The organism is Microbulbifer variabilis (assembly GCF_056232115.1).
Genome location: NZ_CP174325.1, coordinates 2,415,934 through 2,427,880, shown reverse-complemented (window position 1 = coordinate 2,427,880; position 11,947 = coordinate 2,415,934). Strand labels below are relative to the sequence as shown.

General features: G+C 52.6%; 10 protein-coding genes. 3 read left to right on the top strand and 7 right to left on the bottom strand.

Annotation, left to right across the window (positions count from 1 at the left end; genetic code table 11):
- The first annotated feature begins 86 nt into the window (after positions 1–86).
- Genes dusA through ACJJI7_RS10620 form a run of 3 tightly spaced genes read left to right on the top strand, consistent with a single transcriptional unit; the run spans position 87 to position 2,553 of the window.
- On the top strand, positions 87–1,064 hold the full coding sequence (gene dusA, locus ACJJI7_RS10630) for a tRNA dihydrouridine(20/20a) synthase DusA (protein WP_444902208.1): 978 nt from the start codon (positions 87–89) through the stop codon (positions 1,062–1,064).
- Positions 1,065–1,118: 54 nt separating this feature from the next.
- The gene (gene tal, locus ACJJI7_RS10625) at positions 1,119–2,114 is read left to right on the top strand and encodes a transaldolase (RefSeq protein WP_020412042.1); all 996 of its coding nucleotides are present in this window, start codon (positions 1,119–1,121) and stop codon (positions 2,112–2,114) included.
- Complete coding sequence (locus ACJJI7_RS10620; protein ID WP_020412041.1) at positions 2,095–2,553, top strand: tellurite resistance TerB family protein; 459 nt, start codon at positions 2,095–2,097, stop codon at positions 2,551–2,553. Before tal ends, ACJJI7_RS10620 begins: the two co-directional genes overlap by 20 nt.
- Before the next feature lie 69 nt (positions 2,554–2,622).
- On the opposite strand, the gene ACJJI7_RS10615 is transcribed toward ACJJI7_RS10620, so the two are convergent.
- The 7 genes from ACJJI7_RS10615 to hrpA all read right to left on the bottom strand — a co-directional run bounded on the left by ACJJI7_RS10615 (position 2,623) and on the right by hrpA (position 11,823).
- Positions 2,623–3,141 (bottom strand): STAS domain-containing protein, encoded by a 519-nt coding sequence (locus ACJJI7_RS10615; RefSeq protein ID WP_282951583.1) that lies wholly within the window; start codon positions 3,139–3,141, stop codon positions 2,623–2,625.
- A gap of 210 nt (positions 3,142–3,351) precedes the next feature.
- On the bottom strand, positions 3,352–4,530 hold the full coding sequence (locus ACJJI7_RS10610) for a PP2C family protein-serine/threonine phosphatase (RefSeq protein WP_020412039.1): 1,179 nt from the start codon (positions 4,528–4,530) through the stop codon (positions 3,352–3,354).
- A 38-nt stretch (positions 4,531–4,568) separates the two neighbouring features.
- Positions 4,569–5,471 (bottom strand): MlaA family lipoprotein, encoded by a 903-nt coding sequence (locus tag ACJJI7_RS10605; RefSeq protein ID WP_245556659.1) that lies wholly within the window; start codon positions 5,469–5,471, stop codon positions 4,569–4,571.
- A gap of 171 nt (positions 5,472–5,642) precedes the next feature.
- Positions 5,643–6,428, bottom strand: coding sequence for an HvfC family RiPP maturation protein (locus tag ACJJI7_RS10600; protein WP_020412037.1), 786 nt, complete (start codon positions 6,426–6,428; stop codon positions 5,643–5,645).
- The gene (locus tag ACJJI7_RS10595) at positions 6,409–7,254 is read right to left on the bottom strand and encodes an HvfB family MNIO-type RiPP peptide maturase (protein WP_020412036.1); all 846 of its coding nucleotides are present in this window, start codon (positions 7,252–7,254) and stop codon (positions 6,409–6,411) included. Before ACJJI7_RS10595 ends, ACJJI7_RS10600 begins: the two co-directional genes overlap by 20 nt.
- 93 nt (positions 7,255–7,347) lie before the next feature.
- On the bottom strand, positions 7,348–7,671 hold the full coding sequence (locus ACJJI7_RS10590; RefSeq protein ID WP_020412035.1) for an HvfA family oxazolone/thioamide-modified RiPP metallophore: 324 nt from the start codon (positions 7,669–7,671) through the stop codon (positions 7,348–7,350).
- 237 nt (positions 7,672–7,908) lie between these two features.
- Entirely contained in the window at positions 7,909–11,823 is a 3,915-nt protein-coding gene (hrpA, locus tag ACJJI7_RS10585) for an ATP-dependent RNA helicase HrpA (protein WP_282951584.1), read from the bottom strand.
- Between the last annotated feature and the right edge of the window lie 124 nt (positions 11,824–11,947).

The following is an 11,947-nucleotide window of genomic DNA, read 5'->3' as shown; positions in this document are numbered from 1 at the left end:
CCGGGTAAAACAGGGTTTTTAGGCGCCTTTGAAGGCTTAAGCTGAAGCGCTTACAATTCCGCTAAATGCAGTAAAATCAAGAAGTTATGTCAGATTTCAGTCCCCACCGCTTTTGTACCGCGCCACTACTCGATTGGAGTGATCGCCATTGCCGCTATATGTGGCGCCTGTTGAGTAAGCGGGCACGCTTGTATTCGGAGATGGTGACTACTGGGGCAATATTGCATGGAGACAGGGAGCGCCACCTGCAGTTTGATGCAGCAGAGCAACCCGTAGCCCTGCAACTGGGCGGAAGCGATCCCAGGGAGCTGGCCGAATGCGCCCGTATCGCCGAGGAGTGGGGCTACGCTGAAATTAACCTCAACTGCGGCTGCCCCAGTGACCGGGTGCAATCGGGCCGTTTTGGTGCCTGCCTGATGGCAGAACCGGATGTGGTGGCTGAGGGTCTGTCCGCGATGCGCGAAGCAGTATCTATCCCAGTTACGGTAAAGCACCGAATCGGTATTGATGATATGGAGGACTATCCTGGCCTGACCCGTTTTGTGGAGGCCCAGGCAGCTATTGGCACTGACACATTTATCGTACATGCGCGCAAAGCCTGGCTAAAAGGCCTCAGCCCAAAGGAAAACCGCGAAATCCCCCCACTTAATTACGATATGGTTTACCGTCTGAAACAGGACTATCCACAGCTACAAATCATTATTAACGGGGGTATTAACTCGCTAGAGGAGAGCCTGCAACATTTGCGGCATATGGACGGTGTTATGCTGGGGCGTGCAGCCTATCAAACTCCGGCAATCCTTGCCCAAGTGGATAGCCTGCTATTTGGTGAAAGTGAAGGGCCGGATGCAGCGCAAGTGGTCGAGCAAATGCTGCCCTATATAGAAAATGAAATGCAGCGCGGCCAGCGCCTGAATCATATTACCCGACATATGCTCGGGCTTTTCCAGGGGCTGCCGGGCGCGCGGCGATTCCGCCGCCACCTAAGTGAGAATGCCCACAAGAAAGGGGCCGGACCAGAAATTGTTGAACACGCTTTAACGCTCGTTACCCAGGCCGCATAGAGGGTAAACCAAGATGGCTGGAAATGGAGGCCAATCAATGACAGAGGGAGTGCAATGAACAAATTGGAACAACTTAAACAGCGCAGCTTAGTAGTGGCCGATACGGGTGATATTGAGGCTATCCGCCGCTACCGCCCTCAAGATGCCACCACCAACCCCTCACTACTGTACAAGGCCGCCCAGCTCCCTCAATACAAATCGCTTATCAAAGAGTCATTGGGGTGGGCAGCTCGCCACCAGAAGCAACGTGGGACAGCGGAGACAGCGCGATTAGCGGCAATTAAGCTAGCAGTGGGTATCGGTACAGAGATATTACAGCTGGTCCCCGGCGTGGTTTCCACCGAGGTGGATGCGCGACTCTCGTTCGATACCCGCGCCACAATTGATTACGCCAGGCACCTGATCACTCTCTACGAACAAACGAATGTAGAAAGGGACCGTGTGCTCATCAAAATTGCTTCCACCTGGGAGGGTATTGCAGCGGCAGAAATCCTGGAACAAGAAGGCATCCACTGTAACCTGACCTTGCTATTCAGCCTGTGCCAGGCCATCGCCTGTGCCGAGGCCGGAGCCACTTTAATCTCTCCTTTTGTCGGCCGTATCCTCGACTGGCACCTGGCAAATGGTGAGCGCAAGGGGTTCAGTGGCGAAGAGGATCCCGGTGTATTGTCGGTACGCAATATTTATCACTACTATAAATCCCGCGACTACGACACCATCGTGATGGGTGCCAGTTTCCGTAATACAAGTGAGATAGAAGCCTTGGCTGGCTGCGATCGCCTGACTATCAGCCCGCAGTTGTTGCAGTCCCTGGAGGAAAGTGAGGGGATGCTGGTAGGAGGCCTACCGGCGATTACAGAACCTTTGGCTCGGCCAACCCAGAGATTGGAGGAAGCGACATTCCGCTACCAGCTCAATAGCGATGCCATGGCTACAGAAAAGCTAGCAGAAGGCATTCGCAACTTTGTTAAAGACCAGCAGCGACTTGAAATGCTGCTACAAAGCCAAGTGATGGGACACCAGGAAACTGATGCTGCAACAAATCCGTAAGCTGTTTGAGCAGATTGGCAACAGTGCCGATGTAGAAACACGTAATGAAAAAGACGTGCGCATGATCAGCGCCGCCCTTCTAGTTGAAGTGGCGACTGTGGACCAGAAGCTGGACCAGCGCGAGCGCGACACCCTCACGCATCTACTTTGCCAACACTATGCACTAGATGTACACAGCGCCGCCGAGATTATTGATGAGGCCATTGATCAACGGGAGCATGCCACCTCATTATTCGAGTTTACCCAAGCAGTTAATGATCAGTTCACTGAGCAGGACAAGTACCTGCTGGTTCGGCAAATGTGGCAGGTCGCTTTTTCCGATGATGTTATCGAGGCATTTGAGGAACACCTTATTCGCCGGGTATCCGAACTTATCTACCTACCCCACGGACTGTTCACCAGAGCCAGGGCGGAAGCGAGGGATTTGAAAGATAATTGAGTCGCTAGCTGAATAAGTTGGGGGAATAGGTCTAAAGCGCCAAATCGGTAGCAGGAGCCCTTAAGAAGCTCAATGCAGACGGGCGGAGCGTTTGCTGTAGGGCTCGCATTCCCGCTCGAGGGTATGCACCAGATCGCGGAAAGTTTCCGCATTTTGCTCGTTCATACTCATCAAAACACGGTGTGCTTCCAGTACCTTCTCCCGCGCAGCACATTCATCAGGGGTGTTGCAGACCAGGGGTTTAGTCTCAACGGAGATATCATATTGCTCACTACTGATCTCCACCAGGGAGTCAAATCCCATTGCATCAAGCAGGTGTTGAATTCCTTTATCGGCAGAGAAAACCAATGGCTTTTGACAGCCGCGCTCTTGGGCGCGAATCGCAATTTTTGCCATCAGGCCAAGGGTCGTGCTGTCAACACCTTCGGCACGGTCCAGGTCGAAAGCCACCCCAGCGAAGTCATCTCGCGCAAACATGTTGTCGATGAAGCTATCAAAGGAAGTACAAAGGTTGAGCCGAACATCACCAATCAACTTGATGATGTAAACGCCCTCGTGGGCCCCAACCATAATTTGCCCGGACTGCATAACAACCCCTGGCTCACCCGGATACACTTTTAGGTGAAAGTGCTAACAGGTGGCAAAAGTTCACTGGTAGAGAACACAAGCCGCACTCGGTGGTTTTGCCGCCTTGTGCAATTTTGTGCATAAAGTGGGCGGAGCTTACTCCTGACTGCCCGGACTGACAAGTATACTAGGGCATGAAATTCGACTATTTAGTCGATGCAAACGCTCGTCCTAATTGTGCCCCAGGGTGAGGATCGTAATATCGTCCGGTAACGCCCCAAAAGTATCTACTTTCAGGCTCTGGCACAAACTTTCCAAATTTCCTCCGCACTCGGCGATCATCTGTAAGAGGCGCTCCTCTTTTTCCAGAAGATCTCCCTGAAGCAGCTCCAGAACGCCATCGGAGCACGCCACCAAACGCCAGCTGGGCGGTAGCTCGGCGCACATTACCTGCCAGTCACCCCGCTCAAAGATACCTAACGGACGCCCTTTGCCCGGCAACCAATCAGCGCCACCATCACTGGCGAGAGCCGGCATGGGAATCTGCCCGGCAACAGCATAGTGCAGCTGGCGCGCGGCCGTATCCACAACACCGACGAACATGCTGGCATGTTTGCCCATATGTGTGGATAACAACTCCCGATTGATCAGCTCGAGAACTTCTAACAGGTCACTGCCAAGGGACTCCAGCTGGGTAAAAAGTGGACCCTCACGCAGGCGATGCATGATGCTGTGCTTGACGAGTGCGGTAACCAGCGCAGACGAGACACCATGACCGGAAATATCCACTAGGTAGAAGGCGACAAAACGCTCTCCAAACAGGCCGTAATCGACAAAGTCACCACTGAGATACAGTGAGGGAATCAGGCGATAGTTCGCCTCAATACCACCTGGATAACTATAAGGCGTACGCGGCAGCAAGTGCTGTTGCAGCTGGCGGCCAGCCTCCTGGTCCCGCCGCAAAAGCTCTACGTGATCACGCAGCTCTATGTTACGCCGCTCCAGAGCTTCCCGATATTCCCGGTTCTGCTGGGCCAGATTCTCCTCACCGCTGATACGACAAATAACTCGGTCAATTTGCGCGGCTTCCTTGAGAGGTTTGAGGAGATAATCGCAGGCGCCCAGGCGTATTGCTTGCAGGGCATCATTCAGTACTGCACTGGATGAAATTACGATGACAGAGGTATCTGGAGACTGACGTTTGATTTTTTGTAACACCTCCAGCCCGCTCATATCGGGTAACTGGAAGTCCACCGCGACCAATTGAAAAAGACCGGGGGAAAATTGCTGGATACCCTGTTGCCCACTACTTGCCTCCGCAACAGAGAACCCTTGGCGTGAAAGCGCTCCACGCAGGAAACTGCGGGAGCGCTCGTCATCAGTCAGTAACAGGCTACCGGGACCGGGCATGAGTGGCCCTTGGAAAAAGAGTAAGTTCTATCCGGTGATCAGTAGTCACTGGACTCTTCAACTTCACCCTGGTCAATCGCTTCAGCGGCTTCAGTTTCACTCTGCACATCTACTTCGCCATCCACGATCAGGAAGTCGCGGCGCTGCAGGTAAGCATCACGTAACAGCACATACCGATCCCCCTGTAACAGTGATTCGGCCTGCAGCAAGCTGGCGCGGCTCTGAATAATATCGGTTGCCCTCAACGTATAGCGTGTAGGGTCATGTTCCACATAGGTCAGCGGGTTGGTGTAGTAATCAACTACCCGTGCTGGCGTATCCCGAACTGTGGAAGGACCCAGAAGCGGCAAAACCAGGTATGGACCGGAAGGCACCCCCCAAACAGCCAGGGTTTGACCAAAGTCCTCGCCATCGCCTTTTTCAAGCCCCATATGCTTGGCAACATCAAAAAGACCGGCAATACCAATAGTGGTATTAATCAGCAAGCGACCTGCATCATTGCCTGCCTGGCCCCATTTACCTTGCAATACGCCATTAAAGGTATTGGTCACTTCACCCAGATTACTGAAGAAGTTGCTAACACCGTGTTGCACGAATATTGGGGTGATCTGCCGATAGCTGACGGCAGCTGGCTTCAACACATAGCGATCAGCGCCATCATTAAAACTAAAGACAGCGCGGTTAAAACCTTCCCATGGGTCACGAAGGGAAAAATCCTCCCCTTCCGCACCACCAAATTCATCCGCGGGATCAAAGCCATATTCATCCAGTAGCGAACCATTTTCATCGCCACTTGTGGTAACCTGACCATCAGTACCAGTTTGAACGGCGGTATCCCCTGCCGCGCCTCCAAACGGGTCATCTTGCGCTAATACACTCACTGGAGAAACCGCGATCAGCGCGGCCATCAACCAGGGCGATAAAACTCTGCGTCCTAGCAAAACCCTGCTCCTCTACTAACAAATACTAAGACCAAGGATTCTAACGCCCTCGCATATCGTAAGCTACCCTCGGCAGCATAGCAGCTGGGATTCGTCAAAGATGAAGCAGTTTCAGGCAAGTGCAGCGGGGCTTTAGAATAATAATGACGCCAAAAGATAAGCTGTCGACACCTATTTTTCAGCAGGTAGAGGTTTAAGGCCTGCAATTACACCATTCCCCAGAAGTTTCTGTAATAGCTCCACACCAAAACTCCTCAGGGTGCTGGTATCTACCTGGGGTAACTCTGCAGCAATTTGTGCCAACAGTTGCTCTCCAGTGGCCGACTCTTCTGAAGCCAGTTGCAACAAACGCGCTGTCACCGCATTAATTTCCATGAAATTCACCTCATCACTGCGATCGCGATACACCAGCAAAAAGGTGGGGGTTTCATCGGGTTCCTGAGGCTGGAACACCGGGCCAATACGATGCACGGGATATCGATAACTAAGGCTCCATACCAGGGGCGATACTACTGGTACGGATCCCAATATATCCCCCTCGCGGCTGAGGTTGGCAGGTATCTCAGCGGTACTGACATCCAGTGCCAACTCTACCCATTCGTAGTGAGCTAGCTCCAGTAAAAAAGGGGGATCTCCCTCCCGCTGGCCCCGCTCATTTTGCAGGTAAGTGAGGAACTCCTCACTGATTTGCAGGAAGTAGGGACTGCTAGAAGTATGGTGATGCACAAAATCACGCACCATAGCGTGCCAGAATTCGTCACTATAGAGACTGCGCAGCACCGGAAACCCGCTCGAGATAAAAGACTCAATATTGTTGTAAATTAGATCCCGATAAATCGCCAAGCGCCGATCTTCAATTTGGGGAGGCGGTGTGCATTGCTCCGGAGCACGCAGATGAGCAGCCAAGTCTCTCTGCAACCCCTGAAAATTGTCAGTTTTATCGGCGACTGAGGACATAGTTTTCTTCTACTTGGTGACTGGCCTGAATGGTTTTGATATGCCCTACTTCTTCGAGCAATTGCGGTATGGGTGGAATATTGAAATCCCGCTCAAGCAGGGTTGGCATTACACCGTGAATTTCATAAGCCTTATTCAACAACTCCCACACAGGATCAATTACCGGTGCACCGTGGGTATCTACTTTTAGATCTTCCGCCTCGTCGTAATGTCCCGCCACATGTACATAGCGCATTCTTTCCGAAGGAAGTCCGCGCAGAAACTCAAATGGATCGTAACGATGATTAATGGAGTTGACGTAAATATTATTTACATCAAGGAGAAGGTCACAGTCTGCTTCCTCCAGTACGGCATTTAGAAAGGCCAGCTCGCTCATTTCCTGGCCTGGTGCGGCATAGTAGGAAACATTTTCCATGGCAATACGCTGCCCCAATGCATCCTGCACAATACGAATTCGCTCGGCGACATACATCACCGCTTCTTCAGTAAAGGGAATCGGCAGTAAATCGTAGAGATGTCCGTGGTCGGAGCAGTAGCTCAGGTGCTCGCTGTAATAGCGAATATCATGCTCACGAATAAATTTCTTGATAGACCCAACAAGGTCCATATCCAAAGGCTCCGGCGCCCCAATTGAAAGGGACAAGCCGTGCAAAATAAATGGGTAGCGCTCAGTAAATTCCCGAAACCAGCGGCCATAGCGCCCACCGACGCCGATCCAGTTTTCCGGCGCTACCTCAAAGAAATCCACCGCAGCAGATGGCACTTCCTCTCCCATCATAGAGCGACGCAGTCCAAGACCGGCCCCCTCCACTGGATAATTTCGCACTTCTGTCTGCCTCAAACGGTTCTATGTGAAGAAAAGAACAAGGGGCGGCGCGTCAGTTAACGCAATACCGCCCCGATCGAGTATGGCTTTAAATTATCCGCCACACTTACCTTCGCCGCACTTACCCTCTTTCTTCTTGCCTTCGCCGCATTTACCTTCGCCGCACTTGCCTTCTTTCTTCTTGCCTTCGCCGCACTTACCTTCGCCGCACTTACCTTCTTTTTTCTTGTCGTGGCCACACTTGCCTTCTTTTTCCTTATCGCCATGGTCAGCCAGTGCCAGGTTGTAGCCAGAAGTCAGCTCTGCCGCAGCAAACGGATTAGCTTCGCCAGTGGTTGCAGACACATTCATCGCAGCAGAGGCAATAAACGCTGCACCAACTGCGGCCGCTACGGGGGAAAGATGCTTCTTGTTCATAAGGGATCTCCTAATTAATACCCTGAGTAATAAAAAGTACCAAAGACTTTCTTTTCTCCCGCGCCAGTATAATGACGCGGGATGGAAAACCGTCATTTGTTGAGGCTAGCCAGCTTAGGGTGAGAATCTCACGCCACTTTGAACCTATAGCCTACTCACATAAGGTTTGTCGAACCGGTTGCCAGAATATTACATAAAGAAATCAGTTTTTTTGTGATCTCATACCAATAGTGGCAATCAACCTACCAGCCCCTTCCCATCAGCCTCCACCCACGCCTTATGCAAGCGCTTGGAAGATACTGGCATCAGGGTTTTCAGGGTCTGGGCAAATAAAGAAACGCGGAACTCTTCAAGCATCCAGCGGTAATCCACTAGCAAGGCTTCCGCAGCCAACTCCCTGCTTGAATATTTTTCAGCCAGATCGGCATAAGGCTCCGCGGCCTTGTGGTACTCAACCTGTAATTTGCGATCACGATTCGGGTCGAGGACGGCTTTTTCCAGTCGCATAGCGATCGCCTTAAGATAACGGCCATACTGACGCAACCATTCCAGAGGGGTATCGAACAGAAAACCGCGATAAAAGAGCCCAGACAATTGCTGCTGAATATCTCCCACCGCCATTGCAACTGCCAGGTTTTTCTGCTGTTTGATCTGTTTGCGCAGGGGCACAAGTAGGGCTAAAGCTTTGACCAGCAGGTTCCCAATTTCCTGGGCCACCCCCACCAGGTCACTATCATTTTCCAGCGCGGACAGAAATTCAGCTTCGGTACGCGGCCAATTGCCCTTAGGCCAAAATACCTCTCGCACGGCAGCCAACAGGATATCGTCTGCAACCTCTTCACGCCGCCCCAAGTCCGCGGCAGATAACCCCAGCTCCTTGCCACGAAGCAGCTCCTTGCGCAGGTATTTAACCTTCTCCGGCAAGTGCAACAGTGCCAGGCGGGAAATACCTGCACGACTCAGCCGGCGCGCGTCATCCGGGTTATCCAGGAGTTTCAGAGAAACACTGTCTTTTTCCTCTATCAGAGCCGGGTATGCCCGCACCTTGAGGCCGCCCTGGTTAAGGGTGTGGGTTTCTGGAAGCTCTCCAAAGTCCCAGCTGGTAATCCCCTCCCGCTCAAAGCTGTCTCCTGCACTCGCAAGCCCCTGCTGCACCCGATCGCGGTAGCGCGCCTGTAGCAGCGAGAGATCTCGGTCCTGGTCGAGCAATTTACCTGCCTCATCCACCACTTGGATATTGAAGCGATAATAATCTTCCAGGGATTGCTCAGCGGATTCCCAGGCGCTATCAGGCAACTGCTGCGCCGTCTGGCGCTGTAACTCCAGTGCTAGTGACTGCCATAAGGGGACATTATCCGGGCGCAATCGCGGCAGGGCTTTATCCACTGCTGCTGGTACGGGGACAAAATATTTACGCCACTGTTTAGGTAAGGCTTTGACCAGGGCAATACATTTATCCCGTAGGATTCCAGGCACCAGCCAGGAAAGTCGAGCAGCGGGCACCTGGTGCAAAGCCGCAACCGGTACCTGAATGCTGACACCGTCATCCACACTGCCCGGCTCGAAATGATAGCTGAGCGGATAAACAATACCGCCCGATTGCAATTCATCGGGGAATTGGGCTTCGCCGACGTGATCCGCACTCTGCTGCATCAACAATTCACGGGGAATAAAGAGCAACTGCGGATCAGTGGATTCCACTTTCTTGCGCCAGTGCTCAAACCCAGCCAGGTTAACGATATCGGCAGGTATACGCTCATCGAAAAAGCGATAAATCACTTCATCATCTACCAGAATATCCCGCCTGCGGGATTTAGCCTCCAGCTCTTCCAGAGATTTCAGCAGGTCGGTGTAGTGTGTATAAAAACGGCCTTTACCTCGATAACGCTGCTCCACTAAAGCCTGGCGAATAAAGACTTCCCGCGCGGTTTTCGGATCAAGCTTACCGTAGGGAATCCGGCGTTTCTCCACCAGCACCAGGCCGTACAGGGAAACCTTCTCAAAGGCCATCACCTGACCCGAACGGGCATCAAAATGAGGCTCGAAATAATTTCGCTTAACCAGGTGCTGGGATGCAGCCAATACCCAATCGGGCTCTATTTTTGCAACCGTATGGGCGAATAAACGGCTGGTTTCCAATAACTGGGCGGCAACAACCCAGCGGGGAGGCTTCTTGAACTGGCCAGATCCAGGGAAAATATGGAAGCGGCGATTGCGACAGCCAATAAATTCCTTGTTCTCATCGCGAGCGCCAATATTACCGAGAAGACCTGCGACTATAGCCCGGTGTACCGCTTCATACTCCGCTGGCTCTTTGTTTTCTTTTACTTCAAGATCGCGGCAAGCCACCCGCAGTTGGTGGTGGATATCTCTCCACTCACGCATACGCAACCAGGACAGGAAATTTTTCTGGCACCATTTTCGCAACTGATTTTGACTCAGCTCCTGACGCTGGATTTCGAAAGTATCCCAAAGCTGTACAAAGGACAGGAAATCTGACTGCTCATGCTGCCACTGGCGATGTTTTTCATCCGCTGCCTGACGCTTTTCCACCGGGCGTTCGCGCGGATCCTGTACGGCCAGAGCGGCGACAATAACTAATAATTCACGCGCACTACCATTATCTGCCCCGGCCAGCAACATTCGGCTCAGTCGTGGGTCCAGCGGCAATCGTGAAAGGGCTCGCCCCAGTTTAGTGACCCTGCCCTGACCATCGACGGCCTGCAGTTCCTGTAATAGCTTGTAACCATCATTAATCAGGCGCGGATCGGGCGGATCAACAAAAGGAAACTCGCGGATATCACCAATACGCAACTGCAACATTTGCAGGATTACTGCAGCCAGGTTGGTACGCAGAATTTCCGCATCGGTAAATTCCGGACGCTGCGCAAAATCCCGCTCTTCATATAAGCGTACACAGACACCGGCACTGACGCGGCCACAGCGGCCGGCACGCTGGTTGGCACTGGCCTGGGAAACCGGCTCTATAGGCAGTCGCTGAATTTTACTGCGATAGCTGTAGCGACTGACGCGTGCAGTACCCGGGTCGATCACATAGCGAATTCCCGGCACCGTAATAGAGGTCTCCGCCACATTGGTGGCGAGTACAATACGGCGGCCTTTATGGCCGTGAAAGACTTTGGCCTGCTCCGCCAGACTCAAACGCGCATAAAGGGGCAATACTTCCAGCTGGGCAATCTGCGCATCCCGCAGGGCCTTGGCACATTCACGGATTTCCCGCTCGCCACTCATAAATACCAGTATATCCCCGCCGCGCCGGCTGCTGGATTTTTCCTCGTGCAGTAACTCCCCTACCGCAGTTACGACCTGTTCATTGAGATCCGCATCACTGTCCACAGCCGGGCGGTAATGAATGTCCACCGGATAGGTCCGGCCAGATACCTCGATAATGGGCGCATCATCAAAATGTCGGGAGAATTTCTCCAGGTCGATAGTGGCCGAGGTAATGATCAGTTTCAGGTCTGGACGCCTGGGCAGGATAGTTTTCAAATAGCCCAGCAGAAAATCAATATTGAGACTGCGCTCATGGGCTTCATCGATAATCAGCGTGTCATATTTATTTAACAGTGGGTCACGCTGAATTTCTGCCAGCAGAATGCCGTCTGTCATTAGTTTGACATGGGTATGTTCAGTACTGTGATCGGTAAAACGCACCTGGTAACCGACTGATTCCCCCAAGGGCTGCTGCAATTCCTCGGCGATTCGATTGGCCACAGTGCGAGCGGCAATCCTGCGCGGCTGGGTGTGGCCAATCTGGCCGTAAATCCCCCGCCCCAGAGACAGGCAGATTTTCGGTAACTGGGTGGTTTTACCAGAACCGGTTTCACCGGCAATAACTACAACCTGGTGCTTTTCGATCAACCCGGCGATTTCATCACGCCGCGCTACCACGGGCAGTGCTTCCGGCCACTGCACGTCCGGTAGCTTTCGCCGACGCTCTTCCACCAGGGCTTCAGACGCTTGTAACTGTTGTTCCAGCTGGGCCAGCATTCGATCGACCGGTTTGCCCTCTTTCTGGCGCCGGCGCACGTTCTTCAGGGTTCTGCGCAAGTCAAAACGATCCCTACCCATACAGGCCGGGATACGGGTTTGCAGCGCTCCCACAACTTTTTCTGCTTCGGTGTGACTCATAATTCGTACAGCAATGGCAAACGCGGGATTATAACCCCTGGATACGATAGGGCTATCAAACCTTACTGTGGCGCTCATCTATACTGGAGCAGATAGAGGTCAATTTTAGAAGCACCATTGCGCC